Raw genomic sequence first — 24,616 nt, 5'->3', positions numbered from 1 at the left:
ATGGATGAAGGCTTGAGCAAGAAGCGAGGGGCGCATATCAGTGGCAGACTGAAGAACTACATGCGTTGGCCGATCGCGATGGCGATCATGCTTCTCCTATTGAATTTGTGGATTTATTGCATTGATATCAAAGCCGGTACACTCATGTTGATATTTATGCTGATTTATATAGTCGGCATTGGGATTTTGTATGTATACAGCCGATCACTGATCATGAAAGATCTGATTGAATTTGCAGCTCAGTATGGTGTTGTACAGAATACGCTTTTAAAGGAATTGTCTGTTCCATATGCAATTCTTCTGGAGGACGGACAGCTCTTGTGGATGAATGATCAGTTTGAACGGTTGTTTGGAGATACAGCGCAGAAAGATAAGTATCTGAGCAGATATATACCAGAGTTGAACCGGAGCATTTTCCCAAAAGAAGAAAATGACGTGGTAGAGATGGATGTCTACTATGAGGACCGTGAGTATAAGGCGGAATTAAGACGTGTGTCTGTGGAAGGATTCAGCGAGACAGAGCAACTCCTGGAATTGCCGGCAGAGCGAGAGTATTTTATTGCGGTTTACCTTCAGGATGTGACGGAACTGAACCGGTATATTAAGGAAAATGAAGAGCAGCGGCTGGTTGCAGGCTTGATCTATATTGATAATTATGATGAAGTCATGAATAGTGTAGAGGAAGTCAGACAGTCACTTTTAGTTGCGCTGGTGGATCGCAAGATCAACCAGTATATTGCAAAAGCAGACGGAATCGTAAAGAAAACCGAGACGGACAAATATTTTATTGCTTTGAAGAAGCAAGAGTTCAAGAGACTGGAGGATGACAAATTCTCTCTTCTTGAGGATGTAAAAACAGTCAATATCGGTAATCAGATTCCATTGACACTGAGTATTGGTCTGGGACTCAGTGCGGGTAATTATTCCCAAAGTTATAATTATGCCCGTGTTGCCATTGATCTGGCTCTTGCCAGAGGCGGCGATCAGGCTGTTATCAAAGACTGCCATGGTATTACATATTATGGCGGCAAGCGTGAGATGACTGCAAAGAACACGCGTGTCAAAGCCCGTGTTAAAGCAGAAGCATTGCGAGAGTATATTACAGTCAACGATAAGATATTTGTCATGGGACATACACTGACAGATGTAGATTCTTTTGGTGCAGCTATCGGTATCTGCAGAGCGGCAAATGCTCTTGGAAAAAAGGCAAATGTGGTGATCAATGAGGTGTCAGCATCTCTTAGACCACTCTATAATATGTATATTAATAGTCCGTCTTACCCGGACGATCTGTTCCTGACATCAGAACAGGCATTGAACCTGGCGGATGAGAATTCCATGGTCGTAGTTGTGGATACGAACCGCCCGAAGATGGTAGAATGTGAAGAACTTTTGTATCTGGCAAAGGCGATTGTCGTACTGGATCATCACCGTCAGAGCAGTGATAGTATTGATAATGCATTATTGTCTTATATTGAACCTTATGCTTCGTCAGCATGTGAGATGGTATCTGAGATCCTGCAGTACATTGTAGATGATATTCAGATTCCGAATCTGGAGGCAAGCAGTATGTATGCCGGTATCATGATCGATACGAACAGTTTTATGAATCGTACCGGAGTGCGTACATTTGAAGCGGCAGCATTTCTCAGAAGATCCGGAGCAGATATCACACTTGTGCGTAAGATGTTCAGGGATGACATGGAAGGATACCGCGCAAAAGCTGCAATTATCAGCAACGCAGAGGTATATCAGAAAAAATTTGCCATTGCGACAGGTACAGATCTTCAGGTGGAGAGTCCGACGATCATCGGAGCACAGGCGGCAAATGAACTTCTGGATATCAGTGAGATTAAAGCGTCCTTTGTATTGACAGAATATAATGGAAAGATTTATGTGAGTGCCCGTTCCATCGATGAGGTCAATGTTCAGGTCATTATGGAAAAGTTAGGCGGCGGCGGTCATATGAATGCTTCGGGAGCGCAGTTCAATCATACGGATATGGACGAGGCTGTTGCATGTCTGAAGCAGGTTCTGGATAATATGATAAAAGAAGGAGATATATAGACATGAAGGTTATTTTGAAAGAAGACGTAAAAGCCCTTGGGAAAAAAGGGGATGTAGTAGAGGTAAGTGACGGATACGCAAGAAACTTTATCCTGAAGACAGGAAAAGGTGTAGAAGCTAACGGTAAGAATTTAAATGATTTGAAACTTAAGAAGGCGAATGATGATAAAGTAGCACAGGAACACTATGAGGCTGCTGTAGAATTAGGAAAGAAGATCGAGGCAGGTAAGATCCAGGTTTCCATCAAAACCGGAGAAGGCGGAAAAGTATTTGGCTCTGTATCTTCCAAAGAAATTGCAGCAGAGGTAAAATCTCAGCTTGGGCTGGAAGTAGATAAAAAGAAAGTGCAGTTAAAAGATCCGATCAAATCTCTTGGAACACACAATGTGCCGATTAAATTACATCCAAAAGTAACTACAGAGCTGAAAGTTGTAGTTACAGAGGAAGCTTAGGAGGAAACCGTACATGGAAGAGGCACTCATTAAGCGGGTCATGCCCCACAGTGTCGAAGCGGAACAGTCAGTAGTCGGAGCGATGCTGATGGACAAGGATGCGATTACCACTGCATCAGAGATCATCAGTGGTCAGGATTTTTATCAGACATCTTACGGAGTGGTATTTGATTCCATGGTGGAACTTTTTAATGAAGGAAAGCCGGTTGATCTGGTCACACTTCAGGAACGTCTGAAAGAAAAAGATGTACCGCCGGAGATTTCCAGTCTGGAATTTGTAAGGGATCTGGTCAATGCAGTACCGACCTCTGCAAATGTAAAATATTATGCGGAGATCGTGGCAGATAAGGCAATGATGCGAAAACTTATCAAGCTGACCGAGTCAATTGCAAATACTTGTTATGTCGGGAAAGAATCTCTTCCGGTAATTATGGAACAGACAGAGAAATCGGTATTTGAATTATTACAGCACCGCAATACCGGAGATTATGTTCCAATCAAAGATGTTGTATTAAATGCGCTGGAACGAATCGAGAAAGCTTCAAAGAATAAAGGAACTGTTACAGGAATCCCGACAGGATTTATTGATTTAGATTACAAATTATCCGGCCTTCAGCCGTCAGATCTTGTTCTTGTAGCGGCCCGTCCGTCTATGGGTAAGACAGCGTTCGTACTGAATATTGCCCAGTATGTTGCATTTAAGAAAAATAAAGGTGTTGCCATTTTCAGTCTTGAGATGTCAAAGGAACAGTTGGTGAACCGTATGTTTTCTCTGGAATCCCAGGTAGATGCACAGGCACTCAGAACCGGTAATCTAAAAGATTCCGAGTGGGAGAAGCTAATCGAAGGAGCCGGAATTATCGGAAAGTCACACCTTGTGATTGACGATACACCAGGTATTTCCGTATCCGAACTTCGTTCAAAATGTAGGAAATATAAACTGGAGCAGGATCTTCAGCTTGTCATCATTGACTACTTGCAGTTGATGAGTGGAAGTGTAGGTGGAAAATCCGAGTCCAGACAGCAGGAGATTTCTGAAATCTCACGTTCACTAAAAGCTCTTGCAAGAGAGTTAAATGTACCGGTCATTGCATTGTCACAGCTCAGCCGTGCGGTAGAGTCGAGACCGGATAAGCGTCCGATGCTTTCTGACCTCCGTGAGTCCGGAGCTATCGAGCAGGACGCCGACGTTGTAATGTTTATTTATCGTGATGAGTATTATAATAAAGATTCCGAATTTAAGAAACAGGCCGAGATTATTATAGCAAAACAGAGAAACGGTCCGGTAGGGACCGTTAATCTGGCTTGGCTTGGTGAATACACGAAGTTTGCAAATTTAAGCAGGCAGGAATAGCCGTTTTAATTTGCCGATTGGACCAGCTTCAGCTGCAGCTTTCCGATAGGATTGCTGTTGTCTGATGAGCTGGTCTATTTTTTTGAACTGTTCTTCCTCTTGCCGTTCCTTTGCATCCAACAGAAAAGACATTTCCCGACTGAACATCTGCATCAAGACTTCGTTATTGTTTTCCAGCATTCTTTTCATATGTAACTGCTCACGAGTGCGCCGGATATCAGGAATGACGGCTTTTAGTTCTTCAAAAGGGACTCCTTGTTCATAGAGTTCTCTAATACAGCCGTAAAGCCTGGCATCGTCCCGGGTCTCTTTTCTTAGTTGTTCCAGAGCATTGCCCATAATAAAACCCCCTTATTCAATTAAGATTTCTTTGCAAAAGGATAGATTCCCTTTGCCTGTCCCAAGAATAGCATATGAAAAGTGCAAAAAAAGTCAAAACGTGGGGCAAGAAAAAAGAATGTTCCTGAACCGGAACATTCTTTTTGCGTTTAAATCTTATATGTGTGGAATCTTATGCCTCGGAAATTGCTCCTACTGGGCACTGTGCTGCACATGCACCACAGTCGATACAAGCATCAGCGTTGATCTCGTATTTGCCGTCTCCTTCAGAAATAGCGCTTACTGGACATTCTGCTTCGCAGCTTCCACATGAAATACAATCGTCTCCAATTACGTGTGCCATGGGTAATTACCTCCTTTTTAATAAATATGTTGAATAGACATAGACATTTTCGTCTGCTACTATCATAATACAAAAAAATCAATTATACAAGCAGTATATTGTGAAAAAAATAATCAATAAGACATGTGAGAGAAATATTTAAGAAATTCTTTAAAAAAAAATTCAAGCTTTTTTCGCGAATATGGTGTATAGTGTTTAAGTGGAAAATAAGATGCATGACAATTGTTAAGGGGATTGGTATTATGAAGAAAAGATGCAAGATGATCATCGCACTGCTTAGTGCAGCTATGGTGCTGACTGCATGTGCGAAAAATACATCAGACACAGATAGCAATAAGGCAAATGATACAAAGACGCAGGATACTTCAAAAGATGCGACACAAGATGATACGGAGACAGAAAAGACGAAGGAATATCAGGCAAAGCTGGATATGATCGAACCTTCTGCATACAGAGATGCCAGCGGATTATCGCTTGAAGAAGGCGCTTACATTTCCATTATTGGAAAAGGGACAAATGACGATTTCTGGGTGCAGGTAAAAAAAGGTGCCGAGCAGGCAGGTAAAGATATCAATGAGCAGCTTGGCTACAAAGGGAAAAAAGCAGTCAAGGTCGTGTATAGCGGTCCATCTGATAAGGACAATGTGGATGAGCAGGTTAATATTCTGGATGAGGAGTTATCCCGTTATCCGGCAGCTTTGGCAATTTCTATTGCAGACGCCAAAGCATGCGAAGTGCAGTTCGATCAAGCCGGTTGGAATGGAACACCAATTGTAACATTTGATTCAAGCAGTGATTATCCGGGAATCAGTGCATTTGTCTCAACAGATAACAGTGCAAGTGCAACAGAAGCAGCAAACCGACTGGCGGAGGCAATGGGGGAATCCGGAGAAGTCATGCTTTTTATGCAGGACTCGAAATCGCAGGTAGCCCAGACAAGGGAAAATGCATTTGTAAGCCAGATTCAGAGCACATATCCGAATATCACGATTGTAGAGACATACCATATGGATCAGATTGACACTTACAAAAACCAGATGATACAGGAGTTAGCAACGGACAAGCAGGCAGCGGATATTACGGAAGAGGAAGTGATTGATTATTTGTTTGAAAAACACCCGAATGTAAAGGGATGTTTTGCAAGTAACAGTGACGCTATGGAACTGGTGCTCGATGAGATGGAGAGAAAGAATGTATCACCATTCATAGTCGGATATGATGTGAATGATGATTCGATGGAAGCATTGAAAGCAGGAAAGATTGACGGACTTGTTGTACAGAATCCGTTCGGTATGGGGTATGCGGCAACGATTGCTTCTGCAAGAGCAGCGCTGAATATGGGAAATGAAGCATTTGTCAATACAGGATATGTGTGGGTAACAAAGCAGAATCTGAATGATGAAGCGGTTCAGAGTATCCTGAATTAAGAGGAAAATGATATGATTACGAGTACGTCGAATGCGAAAGTCAAACGACTGGTGAATTTAAAAAAGAAGAAAAAGCTCAGAGATGAAGAAGGTGTCTTCCTTGTAGAAGGTATCCGCATGTTCCGGGAAGTGCCAAAAGACCGTCTGGTGGAAGTCTATGCATCGGAAGAGTTCTGGAATCGGGAGCGTAAGGCTGTAGAACAGGTATTGGCAGGAACGAAAGTGCAGCCGGAGATTCTGGCAGATTTTGTTTTTGAATATGTGTCTGACACGAAGACGCCGCAGGGGATTCTTTGCCTGGTGCGTCAGAAACAATACAGCATCACTGAGATTGTGAAGGAAAAAGGTGGGGAATTACCACTTCTTCTTGTATTGGATCAGATCCAGGATCCTGGAAATCTGGGAACCATTGTACGGACAGCAGAGGGCGCAGGAGTGACGGGGATTGTAATGAGTCAGGACTGTGTAGATATGTACAATCCGAAGGTAGTCCGTTCTACGATGGGGGCGGCTTATCGTGTACCATTCTGCTATGTGGATGATCTGGCAGAGGAAGTAAAGCAGATGAAAGAAGCAGGAATCTGCACTTATGCGGCCCATTTGGAAGGAAAAAATTCCTACGATGAAGAAGATTATCGCAAAGCCAGTGCATTTTTGATAGGAAATGAAGGAAATGGTCTCCGTGATGAGGTGGCAGAACAGGCACAGGTGTATATCCGTATTCCGATGAAGGGACAGGTAGAGTCTCTGAATGCGGCAGTGGCTACGGCAATTCTGACATTCGAGGCAGCAAGACAGAGACGATAAGATAAATAAATGATGAGAAAAAAAGCAACGAATGCCGAGAGGGATTCGTTGCTTTATTATGCAAAGTATAGTAATATGATACTAAGCCGTTAAGCTGGGATTTTCCTCAAAATGACATGGAAAATGATATGGAAAAGGACAGCTTTGGAAAGCATAGAGTGATAGAAGGATTTGTGTCAGTACTATGTGCTGTGAATTTTGAATGAAGGAGGGTCAGATTATGCAGACGACGGTTATCTGGTTAAGCTTATTTGTACTGTTTCTGGTTATCGAGATCATTACGATGGGGCTTACGACTATCTGGTTCGCAGGAGGAGCATTAGTTGCATTTCTTGTGGCAGTACTGGGGTTGGGACTAGGAGTGCAGATTATAATATTTGCAATTGTATCTTTGGCACTTCTGGCAGTGACAAGACCGCTTGCCATGAAGTACTTTAACCAGGAGAGACAAAAGACCGGAGCAGAGCTTCTGATCGGACAGAAAGCACTTGTAATTGAAGAGATTGACACACTTTCGTCAAAAGGACGTGTGGAGGTGCGCGGGCAGGAGTGGGCTGCGAAGACAGATGCCCCGGAAGGAAAGATCCCAAAGAATGCAATTGTAGTAGTTGAAGGTATTCAGGGAGTGAAACTGATTGTAAGAAATGGAGAGGAGACGAAGATATGATGGCAGCAGTAATGGGAACATTTTTAGTGATTATTTTAATTATTGTTATGGTATTACTGATTTCCTGTGTGAAGATCGTAAGACAGGCGCAGGCACTTGTAATTGAGAGACTGGGAGCATATCAGGCAACGTGGGGAACCGGACTTCACTTTAAACTTCCGATCGTGGATCGTGTTGCAAGAAGAGTGGATATGAAAGAGCAGGTTGTAGATTTTGCGCCACAGCCGGTTATCACAAAAGATAATGTAACAATGAGAATCGATACCGTTGTATTTTACCAGATTACAGATCCGAAGATGTTCTGTTATGGAGTGGCAAATCCGATCATGGCGATCGAGAACCTGACAGCGACAACTCTTCGTAATATTATCGGAGATCTGGAGCTGGATCAGACACTGACTTCTCGCGAAACGATTAATACGAAGATGCGGGCATCTCTGGATGTGGCAACAGATCCATGGGGAATCAAAGTGAACCGTGTAGAGCTTAAGAATATTATTCCTCCGGCAGCTATCCAAGATGCCATGGAAAAGCAGATGAAAGCAGAGCGCGAGAGACGTGAAGCAATCTTACGTGCAGAGGGAGAGAAAAAATCTACGATTCTTGTTGCAGAGGGACATAAAGAATCTGCAATTCTGGATGCTGAGGCTGAGAAGCAGGCTGCAATCTTACGTGCAGAGGCGCAGAAAGAGGCTATGATCCGTGAGGCAGAAGGTCAGGCTGAGGCGATTATGAAAGTACAGCAGGCAAATGCAGACGGTATCCGCTTCCTGAAAGAAGCAGGAGCAGACGAGGCAGTTCTTACAATGAAGAGCCTGGAAGCATTTGAAAAAGCTGCAGATGGAAAGGCTACAAAGATTATTATTCCATCTGAGATCCAGGGAATCGCAGGACTGGTGAAGAGCATCAAAGAAGTCGCAGTTGATGATACACAGAAATAATAAATATGACAGAATGACAGCAAGCCGGATAAGAGACGGCTTGTAAATATACAGAAAGAAGGACATAAGAGAGATGGATTTAAAGGGAAGAAATTTTCTGACACTGAAAGATTTTACACCAGAGGAGATCACATACATGCTGGATCTTGCGGCAGATCTCAAGGATAAGAAGAAAAAAGGTATTCCGGTCGATAAATACAGAGGCATGAATGTAGCGCTGATTTTTGAAAAGACAAGTACAAGAACACGTTGTGCATTTGAAGTGGCAGCACATGACATGGGCATGGGAACAACTTATCTTGATCCGACAGGATCACAGATCGGCAAGAAAGAAAGTATTGAAGACACAGCAAGAGTTCTCGGAAGAATGTTCGATGGAATTGAGTACCGTGGATTTGGTCAGGAGATTGTAGAAGACCTTGCAAAATATGCAGGAGTTCCAGTATGGAACGGACTGACAAATGAGTATCACCCGACACAGATGCTGGCAGATATGCTGACGATCCGTGAGCATTTCGGACATTTAAAAGGAATAAAACTGGTGTACATGGGTGATGCAAGATACAATATGGGTAACTCTCTTATGATCGCATGTGCGAAACTGGGAATGCATTTTGTAGCATGTACCTCTAAGAATTATTTCCCAAATGCAGAGCTTGTTGAAACTTGCCAGGGATATGCAAAGGAAAGCGGAGCAACCATCACTCTGACAGAAGATGTAGAGAGCGGAACAAAAGATGCAGATGTTATCTACACAGATGTATGGGTATCTATGGGAGAGCCTGACGAAGTCTGGGAGGAGCGTATCCGCGAGTTGTCACCATATAAAGTAACAAAGAAAGTTATGGAGAATGCAGGAGAGAAAGCAATCTTCCTTCACTGCCTGCCGGCATTCCATGATCTGAAGACAAAGATCGGCAAACAGATTTACGAGAAATATGGTCTGACAGATATGGAAGTTACAGACGAAGTATTCGAGTCTTCCCAGTCAAAAGTATTTGATGAGGCAGAGAACCGTATGCATACGATTAAAGCAGTTATGGTAGCGACACTCGGCGAGAGATAAGCATAAGATCAATGAAATGACAAGGCATTCGAGAAATGTCTGAATATAGAAAAAGATAAGAAGAGATAAAAGATGAAATCAGAAATATTACGCTTATTAAAAGAAAGTGATGATTACATCTCCGGGCAGCAGATGTGCGACAGATTCCATGTGTCCAGAACGGCTGTATGGAAAGCGATAGAACAATTAAAAAAAGAAGGTTACGAGATAGAGGCGGTGCGCAATAGAGGGTACCGCCTTCTCGAAAGTCCGGATATTATGTCGGAGGCGGAGATCCGAAGCCTTATGGATACAGAATGGGCAGGAAAGAATATCGTTTATTTTGATGAGATTGATTCTACGAATAATCGGGCAAAAGAGCTGGGTGAGAAAGACGGTGTTCATGGAACACTTTTTGTGGCAGATCGTCAGGTGGCTGGAAAAGGGAGAAGAGGCCGTGTGTGGGAATCCCCAAAAGGAATCAGCATTTATATGACAATTCTGCTCCGACCAGATCTGATACCGACAAAGGCACCGATGCTGACATTAGTTATGGCACAGAGTGTGGCAGAAGGTATCCGGGAAGTGACCGGCATGGAGACTGGAATCAAATGGCCGAACGATATTGTTATGAATAAAAAGAAGGTCTGCGGAATTTTGACAGAGATGAGCACGGAGATTGATTATATCAACTATGTGGTCATCGGTGTAGGAATCAATGTCAATCAGAAAGTATTTGACGAGGAACTGAAAGAGAAAGCCACCTCCCTTATGATTGAGACAGGGGCACCGGTAAAACGTTCCGCACTGATTGCAGCTGTCATGAAGCATTTTGAAAAAAATTATGCACTTTTTATGGAAAATGGTGATTTGTCCGGATTACAGGAGAGTTATAATGAGATGCTTGTAAACCGGGGAAAAGAAGTACGGATTCTGGAGCCGGGAAATGAATATAATGCCCATGCATATGGAATCAATGAGACAGGAGAATTAATCGTACGCACACAAAAAGGCGAAGAAAAACATATATTTGCAGGAGAAGTATCTGTAAGAGGGATTTATGGGTACGTATAATCCCAGGACATAAGCTTGTGTGACGTGAGAAGCCTGACAGGATTTTGCCTGGTGTTACATGGCTTAGAAATTATAAAAAAGGAGTAGTTTATGTATCAGGATAAGGTCGTGCTTTGTGGCGCGAATTCATATGAAGAAAAATATTATCTGAACCCGGATTTTGACAGACTTCCGGATCATGTAAAGGATGAGCTGAAGATCATGTGCGTACTGTATGTAAATGATGTAGGCGGAATTCTGACACTCGTATTTGAAGAAGACGGAGAACTGTGTTTCGAAGTGACTTCCGAGGACTTTGATCCAACATTTGATGATATTGGAAGCCATCTGAAAATCAAGCAGATCCAGAGAGAAAAGCAGGATCTGTTAGAAGCACTGCAGTTGTATTACCGAGTATTTTTTCTGGGAGAGGAGATTGAATAGATGCTGTTAGTTATCGATGTTGGAAATACAAACATTACATTAGGAGTATTTAACGGTGAGAACTTGTCAGCAACATTTCGCATGACTACGAAGATACAGAGGACCTCTGATGAGTATGGAATTGCGCTAAATGAACTGATTTGGCATCAGGGATTTGAAAAGTCAGATATTGATGCCTGTATTGTAGCATCAGTTGTGCCGGACATTATGCATTCTCTTGGAAGTGCCATGATCAAATATTTCGGAATCAAGCCAATCGTAGTTTCCGCCGGAATCAAGACCGGGCTGAAGATAAAGACTGAAAATCCAAAACAGGTCGGAGCAGACCGTATTGTTGATGCAGTGGCAGCATATACACTTCACGGCGGACCAGTCATCGTGATTGATTATGGAACTGCTACAACTTACGATGTAGTAGGAGCGGATGGAACATTTGAGGCAGCAGTTATCGCTCCGGGAATCCGCACCTCTGCACAGGCAATGTGGAATCAGGCAGCAATGCTCCCAGCAGTCGAGATTAAGAAACCAGAATCCATTTTAGCAAAAGAGACCATTTCCTGTATGCAGGCCGGAATTGTATTCGGACAGATTGGGCAGACAGAGTATATCGTCAAGAAGATAAAAGAAGAGTCCGGATATGTAGATGCAAAAGTTGTAGCAAGCGGCGGTCTCGGTAAGATCATTGCAAATGAGACAGATATCATCGACGTATACGATCCACAGCTTACATTAAAAGGATTACGGATGATTTACGAGAAAAATAAACGTTAAAATAATAACGGGGGACGTAGTAAAATGCCAAAGTACTACGTCCCCAATTAGTAAAAGGGGTGTCCCTAATTAATTAAAGAGGTGTCTCAAATTGGAAATTGGAAATTTAAAATTAGAGAATCCGTACATTCTGGCTCCTATGGCAGGCGTGACAGACCTGCCTTTTCGTTTGCTCTGTAAAGAACAGGGGGCGGGGCTTTTATGTATGGAAATGATCAGTGCAAAAGCACTGCAATATAAGAATAAAAATACAAAAGTACTACTTGCGATTCACCCGCAGGAGTATCCGGTATCATTACAGTTATTTGGTTCAGATCCTAAGATTATCAGCGAGCAGGCGAAGAGAATTGAAGACCTGCCGTTTCAGATTCTGGACATTAATATGGGGTGTCCGGTTCCAAAAGTCGTGAAGAATGGAGAGGGGTCTGCGCTCATGAAGAATCCGAAGCTGGTGTTTGAAATCGTATCACAGCTTGTGAAAGCGATTGAAAAACCAGTGACGGTTAAGATTCGAAAAGGTTTTGATGATGATCATATAAATGCGGTGGAAATCGCGAAGATTGCAGAGGAAGCTGGGGCATCAGCGGTTGCAGTTCATGGAAGAACAAGAGAACAGTATTATTCCGGCGAGGCGGATTGGGATATTATCCGTCAGGTGAAAGAGGCAGTGCATATTCCGGTTATTGGAAATGGAGATGTGACGTCTGCCGAAAAGGCAGCGGAAATGCGGAAGATCACAGGCTGTGACGGCGTGATGATAGGACGTGGTGTTCAGGGAAATCCATGGATTTTCCGAGAGCTGGCCGAGTATGACAGAACCGGAACAATTCCACCAAGACCGACACAAGAAGAAATTCGGAATATGATGCTTCGGCATGCAAGAATGCAGTTGGAATTCAAAGGAGAGTACCTTGGAATCCGGGAAATGCGTAAGCATGTGGCATGGTATGTAAAAGGAATGAAAGGTGCAGCGAAGTTCCGCGCACAGATCAATCAGGTAGAATCTTACGAAGAGCTGGAAGAATTGTTGAAGATGTTAATAAAATAGAAAGAATTTGTAATTGCAACATCATAAAAAGACTATAGACTGCGTATACTTTATCGTGCAAAATGATTGACAATAGTCGGCTGGTTTTGTATAATAATGAAATTGTGAAAGTATCTTTATTTTCAAGAAAGGGAGCAAAAGAATACCATGGAAGCAAAGAAGAAATTACTTACTTATGCAGGATTAAAAGCACTTGAAGAGGAGTTAGAGAATCTGAAAGTTGTTAAGCGTAAGGAAGTTGCTGCAAAGATAAAAGAAGCTAGAGAACAGGGAGATTTATCAGAGAATGCGGAGTATGATGCTGCAAAAGATGAGCAGCGTGATATTGAGGCTCGTATCGAGGAGCTGGAAGCAATTCTCAAGAACGCTGAAGTCGTTGTAGAAGATGAAGTTGATTTTGATAAGATTAACGTAGGATGTACAGTAAAGGCATATGACATCACATTTGACGAAGAAATCGAATTCAAATTGGTAGGTTCAACAGAGGCTAACAGTCTGGAAGGAAAGATTTCAAACGAGTCACCAGTTGGACATGCCCTGATCGGCAAGACGATTGGAGATGTTGTAGAAGTGGAGACACAGGCTGGAGTTATGCAGTACAAAGTACTGGATATTACACGTACAGTATAAGAAAAGGAAGAGAGGAGAATCGCAGTGGGAGATCAGCAGAAGAATACACAGGAACCTGACGTAAATCAGCTTAGAAAGGTTCGTCGTGAGAAACTTGCAGATTTACAGGCAAACGGAAAGAATCCATTTGAGATCACAAAGTATGATGTGACTTGTCATGCAACAGATATTAAAGAAAATTTTGAGGAGATGGAAGGAAAACACGTATCCGTAGCAGGACGTGTGATGCAGAAGCGTGTTATGGGAAAAGCTTCTTTCTGTAACATTTTAGACCTCAGTGGAAATATTCAGTCTTATGTTGCAAGAGACAGTATCGGAGAAGAGTCATATAAGGATTTCAAGAAACTGGATATCGGAGATATCATCGGTATTGAAGGTGAAGTATTCAAGACTAAGACCGGTGAGATTTCTATCCATGCATCTGCAGTAAAACTTCTGTCTAAGAGTCTGCAGATTCTTCCAGAGAAGTTCCACGGACTGACAAACACAGATACACGTTACCGCCAGAGATATGTAGATTTGATTGTGAACCCGGAGGTTCGTGACACATTTATTAAACGTTCCAGAATTATCAGTGCAGTTCGCCGTTATCTGGACGGACAGGGATTTATGGAAGTTGAGACTCCGATGCTGGTTGCAAATGCCGGTGGAGCTGCAGCAAGACCTTTTGAGACTCATTTTAATGCACTGAATGAGGATTTGAAGCTTCGTATTTCTCTGGAACTTTACTTAAAAAGACTGATTGTTGGTGGACTTGAGAGAGTTTACGAAATCGGACGTGTATTCCGTAACGAAGGTCTTGACACAAGACACAATCCAGAATTCACTCTGATGGAGTTATATCAGGCATATACAGATTACAACGGAATGATGGATCTGACAGAGAATCTGTACCGTCACGTTGCACAGGAAGTACTTGGAACAACGAAAATTGTTTACAAGGGAATCGAGATGGATCTCGGAGAACCATTCGAGCGTATCACGATGGTAGACGCAGTTAAAAAATATGCCGGAGTTGACTGGAATGAAGTTGAGACTCTGGAGCAGGCAAGAGAACTTGCAAAAGAGCATAATTTAGAATTCGAAGAGAGACATAAGAAAGGCGATATCCTGAACCTCTTCTTCGAGGAGTATGTAGAGGAGCATTTGCTCCAGCCTACATTCGTTATGGATCACCCGGTAGAGATTTCTCCACTTACAAAGAAGAAACCGGAAAATCCAAACTATGTAGAAAGATTTGAGTTCTTTATGAATGGCTGGGAGATGGCAAATGCTTACTCTGAGTTAAATGATCCAATTGATCAGAGAGAGCGTTTCGCTGCACAGGAAGAGGCATTTGCTGCCGGAGATGAGGAAGCAAACCATACAGATGAAGACTTCCTGAATGCACTGGAGATTGGTATGCCGCCTACAGGAGGCATCGGATTCGGTATCGACCGTATGTGTATGCTTCTGACAGGAGCTGAGGCTATCCGTGATGTGCTTCTGTTCCCGACAATGAAGTCCTTAGACGCTAAGAAGGGCGAAGGGAAGGCTGAAAAGGCAGTAGAAAATGCTGCTGTGGCAGAGGAAAAGGTTGCAGAAAAGATTGATTTCTCCAACGTAAAAATCGAACCATTGTTTGAAGAAATGATTGATTTCGATACCTTTGCAAAGGCTGATTTCCGTGCAGTAAAGATTCTGGAATGTGAAGCAGTACCGAAGTCAAAGAAGCTTTTAAAGTTCACTCTGGATGACGGAACAGACCGGAAACGCACGATTTTAAGCGGTATTCACGAGTATTACGAGCCAGAAGATCTGATTGGCAAGACAGCGATTGCAATCGTAAATTTGCCTCCGAGAAAGATGATGGGCATTGATTCCGAGGGTATGCTGATTTCAGCAGTACACGAGGAAGATGGACATGAGGGATTAAATCTTCTCATGGTGAATGACCGGATTCCGGCAGGTGCGAAGTTGTACTAAGAATCAGAAAATCCATAGACTTTTATGAGTTTATCGAGTGTTTGACATCAAATTGACATCAAATTTGTGTCATTCGGTGGACTAATATGGACTGAAAAGGGATGTTTTAGAAATCAGAACCTTTCAAAACTTAATAGTTGAATGCTATTAAAAGGACATTTTCCAATAAAACGGAGAGTGTCCTTTTTCTGTTGTTATGGTCAAAACAAAATCAAAATAACACAAGGAGGGTTCTATTATGACAAGTACAGCGTTAGGAGCAGAAACCAAAAAGGAAGAAAAGATTATTTTTATCAGCGATGCACATGAGAAATTCTACTACGAGAAGTTAAAGGAAGTCCGGTATCAGGATGTTTACCACAAGGCACTCTGCTATTGTCTTGGGATCAGCGATGATACCAGAAGAAATGTTTACAGAATTTATGATTTCAAAACAGGATGCGTAATAACAGAGTGTTTACACGAAGGCTGGCAGACCAGTGGAAGTGTGAGAGTGATCAGAATGGCATTCAATCTGTATTGCAATGGAACACCAAGTGTTTCCGATTATGAAGATGCAGAAGAACAGGTGGACGAGTGCAGGCAGTACACGGTGGAGGAAATATTCTGCTGTGCTTATGCACCATATTTCTGGCAGGCAATTCAGATTCGGTATCCGGAATATGCCACATACAACCATAAGCTGTATGCCTTATTGGGAGGAACAGACTAATGTTAAAAGTCAGATTGATGGGAACAAAGAATGATATTAAGTGGTTCGGAAAGATTTTGCAGAGGAATCCGAAAGTGGAAGTAACGGAGTTTTCCGAGATGTATCCGAATAAGGGAACGAAGAAATTTTACAGGGCGTATGTAGAAGTAAAGAAAAGAAACGTAGCAGAAAAATAGCAGAAAACAAAGGAGAATCTATCATGTGTAAAATAATCGCAATCGCAAACCAAAAAGGTGGTGTGGGCAAGACCACCACAACCAGTAATTTAGGCATAGGATTGGCAAAACAGGGCAAGAAAGTCCTGCTGATTGATGCCGATGCACAGGGCAGTCTGACAGACAGTCTTGGCTTCACAGAGCCGGACAAGCTAGAGGAAACACTTGCAACAGCACTTGGCAATATCATCAATGATGAAGATATGGAAGCGGATTATGGTATCCTGAAACACAAAGAGGGAATTGACCTGATGCCGGGAAACATTGAGCTTTCCGGTCTGGAAGTATCACTTGTAAATGTGATGAGCAGAGAGCTTGTGATGCGTTCCTACATAGAGCTGGTAAAGGATAATTATGATTATATTCTGATTGACTGTATGCCCTCTCTCGGCATGATTACTATAAACGCTTTTGCCTGTGCGGACAGTATTCTGATTCCAGTACAGGCGGCATATCTTCCGGCAAAAGGGTTGCAGCAGCTTATTAAGACCATAGGAAAGGTCAGGAGACAGATTAACCCGAAGCTGATGATTGAGGGGATTCTGCTGACAATGGTGGATGCTCGAACCAATTATGCAAAGGACATTACTGCATTACTGGTGGAGAATTACGGTAGCAAGGTGCGGATATTTGAAAACAGTATTCCCATTTCCGTCCGTGCGGCAGAGATTTCCGCAGAGGGTGTCAGTATCTACGAACATGATCCGAAAGGCAAAGTAGCCGCTGCTTATCAGTCTTTGACGGAGGAGGTGCTTGGGAATGAGTAAAGCAGGAAGTGCCGCAAAGGTAAAATTAAGCAGTTATGATGATTTATTTGGAAATGCAGAAGAAAAGACAGGGAGCGAAGAGCAGATTATCAGAGCCAAGCTCACGGATTTGCATGAGTTTAGAAATCATCCGTTCCGTGTACTGGACGATGAAAAAATGGAAGAAACAACGGAAAGCATCAGTAAGTATGGGGTGCTCGTACCGGGAATTGCAAGACCGAGGGCAGAGGGTGGCTATGAAATCATAGCCGGACACCGCAGAAAACGAGGTTCAGAACGGGCAGGAAAAGAGGATATGCCTGTGATAGTCCGCAATTATACAGACGATGAAGCTACGATTATCATGGTGGATTCCAACATTCAGCGTGAGGACATTCTGCCAAGTGAGAAGGCGAAAGCTTATGCCATGAAATACGAGGCTATGAAGCATCAGGGCAGAAAAGGAAACGGAAATACGCTTGACGAGGTAGGAGAAGCTGCCGGAGAAAGCGGAAAGACGGTGCAACGGTATATCTGGCTTGCAAGGCTGTCCGATGAGCTGCTAGAGTTGGTTGACAGAAAGAAAATCGGTCTGGTACAGGGTGTTGACATTTCCTTTCTGTCGGAAGATGCACAACAGTGGGTGCTGGTAATCCTTGAGGAAAGCGGAGCAAATATTTCCACAGTACAGTCTGCCAAGCTGAAGGAATATGGGAAAAGCGGCGAACTGACGCTGCCGATGGTGCGTCTGATACTGACCGAGGAAAAGCCGAAAGAGAGGAAAGTTACAATCAAGTCTGAAAAAATCAGCCAGTTTTTTTCAGAGGAATACTCCAGCGAAGAGATTGAGGGGATTATCCTGCAATTATTGGAGGAATGGCAGAAGAAACAGTAAAGGGGGTGCGGTAAAATGGGTAAACAGATACAGTTTGATTATTACTATGGGATTGAAGCAGAACAGTTTTCCTTTTATCGTGTTCCTCGGTTGCTGATTAAAGACGAGCGTTTCAAGGGGCTTAGCAGCGATGCCAAGCTCCTGTACGGTCTGATGCTTGACCGTATGTCACTGTCTATGAAAAATGGCTGGTTGGATGAAGAAAACAGAGCCTATATCATTTATACTCTTGATAATGTCATGGAGGATTTGGGATGTGCAAAAGCAACCTGTGTTAAGATTATGAAAGAGTTGGACAGTGATAATGGGATAGGATTGATCGAAAAGAAACGCAGGGGACTTGGAAAACCGGATATTATTTATGTAAAGAATTTTGCCACAATAGGAGAAGCAGAAGAAGAAACGCCTGCAAATGCTGATGTTTCCACAGAAGTTCAGGATTTGAACCTCAAGAGTTCTAAAAGTTATACTTCCAGAAGTTCAGAAACTGAACTTCAAGAGGTTCAAAAAGCAGACTTCCAGAAGTCTAAAAATTTTACTTCAAGAAGTACAATATCTGAACTTGCGGAAGTTCAAAAAGCAGACCCTAATTATACTAACTATAATCATACTAACCAGAGTAATATTGATAGGAATTATATCAATCCTATCAATCAATCCGGCAGTGAGTTGGAAGGGGAGATTGATGTGATGGAAGATGTCAATGCTTACATGGAAATCATCAAAGAGAATATTGAGTACGAACATCACATGAAATATGGCAGATGGCAGGACAAAGGGCTGTATGAGGAATTGTATGAGGTAATCTGCGAGATTGTATGTGTGAAGCATAAGACTGTTAAAATCGGTGGAAATGATTATCCATATGAGCTTGTAAAATCAAAGTTCCTCAAACTGAATAGCTCCCATTTGGAATATGTGATAGGATGTATGCAGGAAACAACTACGAAAATTGCAAATATCAAGGCATATATGGTAACAGCTCTTTATAATGCACCCTCAACGATGAATCATTATTATCAGCAGGAGGTACAGCATGATATGTACGGAGGTGGCTGGAATGAAAAGAATATTGGTTAAAATTGTGCTTCCGGTATCGTTGCTGGCAGTTTGGATGATAACCTGTTATCCGATTTGCAGAAAAGCAGAAGGATTTGATTTTTTCCTGTATTGGGTACTGGTCGGCTGTCCTTATGGGATCAGAAAAATGTGTATGATTCTCATACCAAAAAATTTCGGAATTGCAGGAAGTATAGGAATACTGGCACTGAACTGTATTGTAGGTGGTCTGATTGGCGGTGTGGTTGTAATTCTGAGAATGGTTATGGTGCTGATGGAGATAATAAAGATAATCAGTGATACTTCTGGACACGATGTCCAAAGGTGCAGATGAAAAGCGAAAATGAAAAAGGCATTGTTCATCAATCAGAACAACACCTTTAATTATCATCCGGGACGTATTCCATAATCTCTTCAATCCGGCAGTTAAGTATCTGGCAAAGCCTGTTTAAAATAAGCGTTTTTACAACAAGGTTCTGCCGAAGCCGCTGAAGCTGTGCTTTATCAATGCCATAATCTTTGATAAGCTGGTACTGGCTGATTCCTTTTTCCTTTAGCGTACGCCAAAGCGGATCGTATTTAATCATACTGAAAGCTCCTTTCCACACTTGTATTCTAAGTGCATGAAACATATAATAATATGGTGCGTGTACGCACCATAAAACATACAAGGAGAGTAAAAAAGTTATGGAACATAATGAGTTTAAGGATCAGCTATACGAAGTATTAGATGAAAATGATGTGGCTTTAGGGATTGAGGATATAGATACCTCTGATGCCGCAAATATTTTTACAATAAAAACAAGGGACGGAAGTGTTTTTGAAATAGAAACACGGAAGATTGAATAAGAGGCAGCACGATGCCTCGAAACAGGAGGTTTGCAACTGTGGAGAAAAGTTACATTACAGACATAGAACGGGAACGGTGCAAAAAGGTTGCCGCAGCCTATGCAGAACTGTATGAGCTGGAAAGCATTTTGGTATTGGATGTAGGACGGTACGGTTTTGTGAAGCTGCAATATTACACACCGGAGTATGGATTTAATGATGTTATAACCTATACAGACAGTGAGAGTATGTTTGAGGACTTATGGCAGGAATGGCTTGATACCCGGCTCTATCTCTTCGCAAAGGGAACGCCGATGCTGGAAATGGGATATGAGGAAATCTTCAAATGTCTGCCGGAGGAAAAACAGAAAGAGCTTTTAGAGCAAAAAGCAGTATTTGCAAAAATGGCAGAAATAGAACTGAAATAAAACAGCGTCAGGGCAGTTATGAATTGAAAGATTTGTAGCTGCCCTTTTTTTATTGCTTTTGGACACGATGTCCAGAAGCGGAAAGGAGCAAAATGGAATCATTACGAGATGTAAAAAGAGTTATGGAACGGGAGATAGAGAAAGGGAGCTGCCCATTACAGTTTGAATATCTGGAATTTGGAGAAAAACCGTTTCAGTTCATAGAATCAGAGGAAAAGCTGAATGAGGTGCTTTCGTATTTGTTGCGGTTGGGGGAATATAGAGGATATACGGAGCATCTTGTAGGAAATAACGTGTATATGGATTTGGATATGTTGTGCCGGAAAATTCAGTTTAAGCGTACCCATTCCCCTGTGGAGCGTAGTGAAATCCAGTGGAAAATACAACGCTATAAAAATAAACTGAAACCGGACTATGCAGGTAAGGTTTGTTTAGAAATAGTGCAGTGCGTTTTCAGTCTGCCGGAAGGAGCAGCGGAGAAGTACCAGATTGTATATGATGGACAGAAAACCTATGCTTTTGCCATGTCAAATAAGTATATTCTGGGACTTTTTACTCATTGTGAAGCCGCAAGAAAATCTGCTGTGGAGGACGGTGTGGAGTTTGTACATCTGCCGGAGAATGAACAGAAAATCGTCAGTCTTGAAAATGTGAGGAATGTGTTGTTTCAGGCATTGCTGCTTGATAATGTTACGGTGGAGAATGGTCTGTTCCATGCACAGATGTGTACGGTTATGCTGTTGAAATAAATGTACCGGAAATATTTGATACAGGCATAAATTTTGTTATAATGGCTTTGAACAGAATTTGTCCGAAAGAGGGATTGTATGAAACCAAATCATCATTCACTGGCATATAAACAGCAGAAACAGCCGAATAAGACCTATAAGGATTTAAAACAGAAGCAGAAGATGAAAATAGCAGACTGGATGTTTCGGGAAACCTGCATTTTCTATAAGGAAAATGGAGAGATACCAAATGAGGAGGTAGCAAAGCAGATTATTGACCGGATTTATGAAAAACTGAAATCTCTTGCAATCTGGGTTCCGTATGAAGAGGTTTACCGAGCATATCTTTTAAAATTGCCACGATATGAGCTTCGTATTGCGGAAAATGGGATACCGGAAGAAAAGCCGCCGAAGGAGAAAAAGGAGGATGTGCCGAAAAAGAAAAAGGGAAGCAGTAATAAGCGGTGTCCGGTATGCGGCAGGAGAATGAAACAGCAGTTTATTGGTTTGCAGCATTGCAAATGTGGAATGAGCTGGAAAAAGGACATCGGCTTTTTTGAGCGAACCGGAGATATGGTGTTTGCCTTGGAGCGGAGAAAAATAGGAAATAAACAAAAACAGTGCCCTGTCATTCGATATAAGGAATAGGGCATGGAAAAACAGAAAACAGCGTCAGGGCAGTTATGAGTCGAAAGATTTGTAGCTGCCCTTTTTTATTGCTTTTGGACACGATGTCCAGAAGCCGGATGGAGGTCAGATGAAATGAAAAAGAGAGAATTTCAGAAAAAAGCAGCCGCAGCGTTATTGGGAAAACTGGCAGATGTTGTGATGGAACTGGAAGAAAATCCAAACATCACAATAACGTCGGAGTATCATAGTAGCTATTTTAAATTGAGAAAGAATTACAATCTGATTCAGATTTCGGTCAAGCAGACAGGAGAGCTGACGTATCAGTTGACGGATATGCTGGGAAACACAGGCAGAAGTCAGATTTATGTACAATATCATGCTGGAGATGATCCGGAACATTTGATAAAGAAGTTTGTTGAGGATTTTGGGCGGCTTTATAAGGATTTTCTTTTAGCGGGAACGCTGCATGATTTTGTTCGTATCCAGTTATCTGTGGATGCAGATACAGAGGAAGCATTAAGGGAGTACGAGGACTGTATCAGAGCAGGCTGCCTGTAAATCAGAATTTTTGGACACGATGTCCAGAAGCGGAAAGGAGAGAACATGAAATATTTACTACATCGGCTGCTTGTTCCGCCCTGAAGGAACAGCAGTAAAAAGGAAAGAAGGAGGTACAGATGCAGGAAGAAGTAACGCAGAAAACAATCGCCCTTGTGATTAAGGCTGCAAAGCTGGATGCCAATATCCTGAAATCTGCCATGAGAATGTATCTGAATCATTGCAGAAAACAGGCACAGAAAACGCATGGGAAAGTGTCGGTTAAGGAACTGGTGGGCGAGGGTGCAGGTGCTTCATCCATTGAAATCACAGATGGCAATATCAAATCCTTTGAGCGGGTAGCTCGTAAATACAATGTTGATTTTGCTGTGAAAAAGGATAAGACCACCGAGCCACCGAAGTATCTGGTATTTTTCAAGGGCAGGGATGCCGATGCTGTGGCACAGGCATTTAAGGAATTTGTTTATGGAAATGAGAAAAAGAACAGTAGGACTTCTGTAAGGCAGAAATTAAAGCATTTCCGGGATGTGGTATCAAAGGATCAGAACAAAGAACGGAGCCGGGAAAAGAATAAGGACAGGGGGCAGAGCCTATGACTAATATCATAGCAGGCATTACCAAAGATTTAAAAGCTGTCCCCAAAAAGCTGAAGGAAAAAGCAAAAAGTGCAGATGTTAAAAAGCTGATACTGCTGAATCTTCCCTATGTGCTTGCCGGGTACTTCTGTAATAAGGCAGCATTTTTATGGAGAGTGGCAGAGGGCAGTAATGCGTCTGACAAGATGATGGTAGTAATGAGCCAAATGGACAGGATGTTTTCCAATCCGTTCCCCAGTTTTTTTCTGAGTGATTTGCTGATTGGAATCGCCGGAGGCGTTGCCTTAAAATTCATTGTTTATTATAAGGCGAAGAATGCCAAGAAATTCCGGCAGGGTGTGGAATACGGTTCTGCACGGTGGGGGAATGCCAAAGATATAGAGCCATATATGGATTCTGTATTTGAAAATAATATTCTTCTGACCGCTACGGAGCGTCTGATGATGTCCGGCAGACCGAAAGAACCGAAGTATGCAAGAAATAAAAATATTCTTGTGATTGGCGGTTCCGGCTCCGGTAAAACAAGATTTTTCGTGAAGCCGAACCTGATGCAGATGCACTCGTCCTATTGCGTCACTGACCCGAAAGGCACAATCTTAGTGGAATGTGGGAAGATGCTGAAGCGGGGCAAGTATAAGATTAAAGTCCTCAACACCATAAACTTTGCAAAATCCATGCATTATAATCCATTTGCTTATCTGCGGAGCGAAAAGGACATTTTGAAACTCGTCAACACAATCATAGTCAACACAAAAGGAGAGGGGCAGCAATCCGGTGAGGACTTTTGGGTCAAAGCAGAAAAACTCTATTATACAGCATTGATTGCATACATCTGGTACGAAGCACCGGAGGAAGAACAGAATTTCGCCATGCTGATTGATATGATTGATGCAAGTGAAGCAAGAGAGGACGATGAAAACTTCAAAAATGCTGTTGATCTGCTCTTTGAGGAGCTGGAGGAAAAAGACCCGAACCATTTTGCTGTAAGGCAGTATAAGAAATATAAGCTTGCGGCAGGAAAAACAGCGAAGTCGATTCTGATTAGCTGCGGTGCGAGGTTAGCACCATTTGATATAAAAGAGCTGCGTGACCTGATGGAATATGATGAACTGGAGCTTGACACGCTGGGAGAGGAAAAAACAGCGTTGTTCGTTATTATTTCTGATACAGATGCTACGTTTAACTTTGTGGTGTCTATCATGTATTCCCAGCTCTTTAATTTGCTTTGCGACAAGGCAGACGATGTTTATAACGGAAGGCTCCCGGTTCATGTGCGTATGCTCCTTGATGAGTTTGCGAACATCGGGCAGATTCCACAGTTTGAGAAGCTGATTGCTACGATCCGAAGCAGGGAAATATCAGCTTCTATTATTTTGCAGTCAAAATCACAGCTCAAAGCGATTTACAGGGACAATGCCGATACCATAGAGGGCAACTGCGACACTACGCTGTTTCTCGGAGGAAAGGAAAAGACCACCCTAAAGGAATTAGCAGAGGTATTGGGGAAAGAAACCATTGACCTGTACAACACCTCGGATACGAGGGGGACGAGCCAGTCCTACGGTCTGAATTACCAAAAGACCGGAAAGGAACTGATGAGCCAAGATGAGATTGCTGTCATGGATGGCGGGAAATGTATTATGCAGCTTAGAGGTGTCAGACCATTTTTCTCGGATAAATTCGATATAACGAAGCACAAGCGGTACAAAGAGCTGTCCGATTATGACAAGAAAAATGCCTTTGATATGGAACAGTATGTGAAACATCTGCACCACTTGAAGGTCACAGAAAAGACAAAGGTAGATGAAGCCTTTGAATGCGGGGAGATTTCCCCGGATACAACTGAATAGGAACATTTGGACACGATG

30 protein-coding genes are annotated in these 24,616 nt (G+C 42.5%); 27 read left to right on the top strand and 3 right to left on the bottom strand.

The genetic code is table 11. The annotated features are described in order from the left end of the window. Genes LI149_RS06135 through dnaB form a run of 3 tightly spaced genes read left to right on the top strand, consistent with a single transcriptional unit; the run spans window position 1 to window position 3,873 of the window. Window positions 1–2,067: a DHH family phosphoesterase gene (locus tag LI149_RS06135; RefSeq protein ID WP_173790231.1), complete on the top strand. Its 2,067-nt coding sequence runs from the start codon at window positions 1–3 to the stop codon at window positions 2,065–2,067. Window positions 2,068–2,069: 2 nt separating this feature from the next. Further along, window positions 2,070–2,519 (top strand): 50S ribosomal protein L9, encoded by a 450-nt coding sequence (rplI, locus tag LI149_RS06130; protein WP_005330803.1) that lies wholly within the window; start codon window positions 2,070–2,072, stop codon window positions 2,517–2,519. Window positions 2,520–2,532: 13 nt separating this feature from the next. Then, window positions 2,533–3,873 (top strand): replicative DNA helicase, encoded by a 1,341-nt coding sequence (dnaB, locus tag LI149_RS06125; protein ID WP_005330805.1) that lies wholly within the window; start codon window positions 2,533–2,535, stop codon window positions 3,871–3,873. Here dnaB and LI149_RS06120 read toward each other — a convergent pair. After that, window positions 3,856–4,212, bottom strand: coding sequence for a hypothetical protein (locus LI149_RS06120; RefSeq protein WP_005330807.1), 357 nt, complete (start codon window positions 4,210–4,212; stop codon window positions 3,856–3,858). The genes dnaB and LI149_RS06120 overlap by 18 nt on opposite strands. 172 nt (window positions 4,213–4,384) lie before the next feature. Continuing rightward, entirely contained in the window at window positions 4,385–4,555 is a 171-nt protein-coding gene (locus LI149_RS06115; RefSeq protein WP_005330808.1) for a DUF362 domain-containing protein, read from the bottom strand. Window positions 4,556–4,797: 242 nt separating this feature from the next. Between LI149_RS06115 and LI149_RS06110 the strand changes: the two genes are divergently transcribed. From LI149_RS06110 to LI149_RS06030, 17 genes are all read left to right on the top strand, one after another. Beyond that, on the top strand, window positions 4,798–5,982 hold the full coding sequence (locus LI149_RS06110) for a substrate-binding domain-containing protein (RefSeq protein ID WP_168933870.1): 1,185 nt from the start codon (window positions 4,798–4,800) through the stop codon (window positions 5,980–5,982). 12 nt (window positions 5,983–5,994) lie between these two features. Beyond that, window positions 5,995–6,789: a 23S rRNA (guanosine(2251)-2'-O)-methyltransferase RlmB gene (rlmB, locus tag LI149_RS06105; RefSeq protein ID WP_147567906.1), complete on the top strand. Its 795-nt coding sequence runs from the start codon at window positions 5,995–5,997 to the stop codon at window positions 6,787–6,789. 220 nt (window positions 6,790–7,009) lie between these two features. Continuing rightward, window positions 7,010–7,456 carry an NfeD family protein gene (locus LI149_RS06100; protein WP_040015254.1) on the top strand — a complete coding sequence of 149 codons (447 nt, stop codon included), beginning with the start codon at window positions 7,010–7,012 and terminating at the stop codon, window positions 7,454–7,456. After that, the gene (locus tag LI149_RS06095; RefSeq protein ID WP_005330816.1) at window positions 7,453–8,397 is read left to right on the top strand and encodes an SPFH domain-containing protein; all 945 of its coding nucleotides are present in this window, start codon (window positions 7,453–7,455) and stop codon (window positions 8,395–8,397) included. The genes LI149_RS06100 and LI149_RS06095 overlap by 4 nt, the downstream gene beginning before the upstream one ends. 73 nt (window positions 8,398–8,470) lie before the next feature. Next, window positions 8,471–9,463 (top strand): ornithine carbamoyltransferase, encoded by a 993-nt coding sequence (gene argF / locus LI149_RS06090; protein WP_005330817.1) that lies wholly within the window; start codon window positions 8,471–8,473, stop codon window positions 9,461–9,463. 72 nt (window positions 9,464–9,535) lie between these two features. After that, window positions 9,536–10,516 (top strand): biotin--[acetyl-CoA-carboxylase] ligase, encoded by a 981-nt coding sequence (locus LI149_RS06085; protein ID WP_227078583.1) that lies wholly within the window; start codon window positions 9,536–9,538, stop codon window positions 10,514–10,516. Between the two features lie 90 nt (window positions 10,517–10,606). Further along, window positions 10,607–10,939 (top strand): DUF6145 family protein, encoded by a 333-nt coding sequence (locus LI149_RS06080; protein ID WP_005330822.1) that lies wholly within the window; start codon window positions 10,607–10,609, stop codon window positions 10,937–10,939. Next, the gene (locus tag LI149_RS06075) at window positions 10,940–11,710 is read left to right on the top strand and encodes a type III pantothenate kinase (protein ID WP_005330825.1); all 771 of its coding nucleotides are present in this window, start codon (window positions 10,940–10,942) and stop codon (window positions 11,708–11,710) included. It abuts the gene before it with no gap. A gap of 91 nt (window positions 11,711–11,801) precedes the next feature. Then, complete coding sequence (gene dusB / locus LI149_RS06070; RefSeq protein ID WP_005330827.1) at window positions 11,802–12,758, top strand: tRNA dihydrouridine synthase DusB; 957 nt, start codon at window positions 11,802–11,804, stop codon at window positions 12,756–12,758. 147 nt (window positions 12,759–12,905) lie between these two features. Beyond that, window positions 12,906–13,388, top strand: a complete 483-nt coding sequence (gene greA, locus LI149_RS06065) for a transcription elongation factor GreA (protein ID WP_005330829.1) — start codon at window positions 12,906–12,908, stop codon at window positions 13,386–13,388. Between the two features lie 24 nt (window positions 13,389–13,412). Continuing rightward, a complete protein-coding gene (gene lysS / locus LI149_RS06060) occupies window positions 13,413–15,353 on the top strand; it encodes a lysine--tRNA ligase (protein WP_227143087.1) in 1,941 nt (646 codons plus the stop codon). A 238-nt stretch (window positions 15,354–15,591) separates the two neighbouring features. Further along, window positions 15,592–16,065, top strand: coding sequence for a DUF6075 family protein (locus LI149_RS06055; RefSeq protein ID WP_002596299.1), 474 nt, complete (start codon window positions 15,592–15,594; stop codon window positions 16,063–16,065). Next, on the top strand, window positions 16,065–16,241 hold the full coding sequence (locus LI149_RS06050) for a hypothetical protein (RefSeq protein WP_002596300.1): 177 nt from the start codon (window positions 16,065–16,067) through the stop codon (window positions 16,239–16,241). Before LI149_RS06055 ends, LI149_RS06050 begins: the two co-directional genes overlap by 1 nt. 23 nt (window positions 16,242–16,264) lie before the next feature. After that, a complete protein-coding gene (locus LI149_RS06045) occupies window positions 16,265–17,047 on the top strand; it encodes a ParA family protein (protein WP_002596301.1) in 783 nt (260 codons plus the stop codon). Beyond that, window positions 17,040–17,921 (top strand): ParB/RepB/Spo0J family partition protein, encoded by an 882-nt coding sequence (locus LI149_RS06040; protein ID WP_002596302.1) that lies wholly within the window; start codon window positions 17,040–17,042, stop codon window positions 17,919–17,921. Before LI149_RS06045 ends, LI149_RS06040 begins: the two co-directional genes overlap by 8 nt. A gap of 15 nt (window positions 17,922–17,936) precedes the next feature. Beyond that, a complete protein-coding gene (locus LI149_RS06035; RefSeq protein WP_014081158.1) occupies window positions 17,937–19,001 on the top strand; it encodes a DUF6017 domain-containing protein in 1,065 nt (354 codons plus the stop codon). Then, window positions 18,982–19,314 carry a DUF6050 family protein gene (locus LI149_RS06030; RefSeq protein WP_038259775.1) on the top strand — a complete coding sequence of 111 codons (333 nt, stop codon included), beginning with the start codon at window positions 18,982–18,984 and terminating at the stop codon, window positions 19,312–19,314. Before LI149_RS06035 ends, LI149_RS06030 begins: the two co-directional genes overlap by 20 nt. A 46-nt stretch (window positions 19,315–19,360) precedes the next feature. Here the strand turns inward: LI149_RS06030 and LI149_RS06025 are convergent, their stop codons facing one another. Then, a complete protein-coding gene (locus LI149_RS06025) occupies window positions 19,361–19,567 on the bottom strand; it encodes a helix-turn-helix transcriptional regulator (RefSeq protein WP_002596305.1) in 207 nt (68 codons plus the stop codon). 100 nt (window positions 19,568–19,667) lie between these two features. Between LI149_RS06025 and LI149_RS06020 the strand changes: the two genes are divergently transcribed. The 7 genes from LI149_RS06020 to LI149_RS05990 all read left to right on the top strand — a co-directional run bounded on the left by LI149_RS06020 (window position 19,668) and on the right by LI149_RS05990 (window position 24,598). Then, on the top strand, window positions 19,668–19,829 hold the full coding sequence (locus LI149_RS06020) for a hypothetical protein (protein WP_002596306.1): 162 nt from the start codon (window positions 19,668–19,670) through the stop codon (window positions 19,827–19,829). A 38-nt stretch (window positions 19,830–19,867) separates the two neighbouring features. Next, window positions 19,868–20,236, top strand: coding sequence for a hypothetical protein (locus LI149_RS06015; protein ID WP_014081156.1), 369 nt, complete (start codon window positions 19,868–19,870; stop codon window positions 20,234–20,236). 92 nt (window positions 20,237–20,328) lie between these two features. Beyond that, window positions 20,329–20,985, top strand: a complete 657-nt coding sequence (locus LI149_RS06010; protein ID WP_002596308.1) for a hypothetical protein — start codon at window positions 20,329–20,331, stop codon at window positions 20,983–20,985. A gap of 78 nt (window positions 20,986–21,063) precedes the next feature. Next, the gene (locus LI149_RS06005) at window positions 21,064–21,612 is read left to right on the top strand and encodes a hypothetical protein (protein WP_002596309.1); all 549 of its coding nucleotides are present in this window, start codon (window positions 21,064–21,066) and stop codon (window positions 21,610–21,612) included. Between the two features lie 114 nt (window positions 21,613–21,726). Next, the gene (locus LI149_RS06000) at window positions 21,727–22,152 is read left to right on the top strand and encodes a hypothetical protein (protein ID WP_002596310.1); all 426 of its coding nucleotides are present in this window, start codon (window positions 21,727–21,729) and stop codon (window positions 22,150–22,152) included. A 119-nt stretch (window positions 22,153–22,271) separates the two neighbouring features. Next, window positions 22,272–22,748, top strand: a complete 477-nt coding sequence (locus LI149_RS05995; protein ID WP_002596311.1) for a PcfB family protein — start codon at window positions 22,272–22,274, stop codon at window positions 22,746–22,748. Further along, the gene (locus LI149_RS05990; protein WP_083382899.1) at window positions 22,745–24,598 is read left to right on the top strand and encodes a VirD4-like conjugal transfer protein, CD1115 family; all 1,854 of its coding nucleotides are present in this window, start codon (window positions 22,745–22,747) and stop codon (window positions 24,596–24,598) included. Before LI149_RS05995 ends, LI149_RS05990 begins: the two co-directional genes overlap by 4 nt. Window positions 24,599–24,616: the final 18 nt, after the last annotated feature.

It is taken from the genome of Dorea sp. 210702-DFI.3.17 (assembly GCF_020560825.1).
Classification (GTDB): domain Bacteria; phylum Bacillota; class Clostridia; order Lachnospirales; family Lachnospiraceae; genus Dorea; species Dorea formicigenerans.
This window is presented reverse-complemented; position numbering and strand designations above follow the sequence as displayed.

Bases quoted from the DNA above. Each gene is read 5' to 3' on its own strand.
- LI149_RS06135 (WP_173790231.1), top strand. From the start codon at position 1: ATGGATGAAGGCTTGAGCAAGAAGCGAGGGGCGCATATCAGTGGCAGA.
- rplI (WP_005330803.1), top strand. From the start codon at position 2,070: ATGAAGGTTATTTTGAAAGAAGACGTAAAAGCCCTTGGGAAAAAAGGG.
- dnaB (WP_005330805.1), top strand. From the start codon at position 2,533: ATGGAAGAGGCACTCATTAAGCGGGTCATGCCCCACAGTGTCGAAGCG.
- LI149_RS06120 (WP_005330807.1), bottom strand. From the start codon at position 4,212: ATGGGCAATGCTCTGGAACAACTAAGAAAAGAGACCCGGGACGATGCC.
- LI149_RS06115 (WP_005330808.1), bottom strand. From the start codon at position 4,555: ATGGCACACGTAATTGGAGACGATTGTATTTCATGTGGAAGCTGCGAA.
- LI149_RS06110 (WP_168933870.1), top strand. From the start codon at position 4,798: ATGAAGAAAAGATGCAAGATGATCATCGCACTGCTTAGTGCAGCTATG.
- rlmB (WP_147567906.1), top strand. From the start codon at position 5,995: ATGATTACGAGTACGTCGAATGCGAAAGTCAAACGACTGGTGAATTTA.
- LI149_RS06100 (WP_040015254.1), top strand. From the start codon at position 7,010: ATGCAGACGACGGTTATCTGGTTAAGCTTATTTGTACTGTTTCTGGTT.
- LI149_RS06095 (WP_005330816.1), top strand. From the start codon at position 7,453: ATGATGGCAGCAGTAATGGGAACATTTTTAGTGATTATTTTAATTATT.
- argF (WP_005330817.1), top strand. From the start codon at position 8,471: ATGGATTTAAAGGGAAGAAATTTTCTGACACTGAAAGATTTTACACCA.
- LI149_RS06085 (WP_227078583.1), top strand. From the start codon at position 9,536: ATGAAATCAGAAATATTACGCTTATTAAAAGAAAGTGATGATTACATC.
- LI149_RS06080 (WP_005330822.1), top strand. From the start codon at position 10,607: ATGTATCAGGATAAGGTCGTGCTTTGTGGCGCGAATTCATATGAAGAA.
- LI149_RS06075 (WP_005330825.1), top strand. From the start codon at position 10,940: ATGCTGTTAGTTATCGATGTTGGAAATACAAACATTACATTAGGAGTA.
- greA (WP_005330829.1), top strand. From the start codon at position 12,906: ATGGAAGCAAAGAAGAAATTACTTACTTATGCAGGATTAAAAGCACTT.
- LI149_RS06055 (WP_002596299.1), top strand. From the start codon at position 15,592: ATGACAAGTACAGCGTTAGGAGCAGAAACCAAAAAGGAAGAAAAGATT.
- LI149_RS06050 (WP_002596300.1), top strand. From the start codon at position 16,065: ATGTTAAAAGTCAGATTGATGGGAACAAAGAATGATATTAAGTGGTTC.
- LI149_RS06045 (WP_002596301.1), top strand. From the start codon at position 16,265: ATGTGTAAAATAATCGCAATCGCAAACCAAAAAGGTGGTGTGGGCAAG.
- LI149_RS06040 (WP_002596302.1), top strand. From the start codon at position 17,040: ATGAGTAAAGCAGGAAGTGCCGCAAAGGTAAAATTAAGCAGTTATGAT.
- LI149_RS06035 (WP_014081158.1), top strand. From the start codon at position 17,937: ATGGGTAAACAGATACAGTTTGATTATTACTATGGGATTGAAGCAGAA.
- LI149_RS06030 (WP_038259775.1), top strand. From the start codon at position 18,982: ATGAAAAGAATATTGGTTAAAATTGTGCTTCCGGTATCGTTGCTGGCA.
- LI149_RS06025 (WP_002596305.1), bottom strand. From the start codon at position 19,567: ATGATTAAATACGATCCGCTTTGGCGTACGCTAAAGGAAAAAGGAATC.
- LI149_RS06020 (WP_002596306.1), top strand. From the start codon at position 19,668: ATGGAACATAATGAGTTTAAGGATCAGCTATACGAAGTATTAGATGAA.
- LI149_RS06010 (WP_002596308.1), top strand. From the start codon at position 20,329: ATGGAATCATTACGAGATGTAAAAAGAGTTATGGAACGGGAGATAGAG.
- LI149_RS06005 (WP_002596309.1), top strand. From the start codon at position 21,064: ATGAAACCAAATCATCATTCACTGGCATATAAACAGCAGAAACAGCCG.
- LI149_RS06000 (WP_002596310.1), top strand. From the start codon at position 21,727: ATGAAAAAGAGAGAATTTCAGAAAAAAGCAGCCGCAGCGTTATTGGGA.
- LI149_RS05995 (WP_002596311.1), top strand. From the start codon at position 22,272: ATGCAGGAAGAAGTAACGCAGAAAACAATCGCCCTTGTGATTAAGGCT.
- LI149_RS05990 (WP_083382899.1), top strand. From the start codon at position 22,745: ATGACTAATATCATAGCAGGCATTACCAAAGATTTAAAAGCTGTCCCC.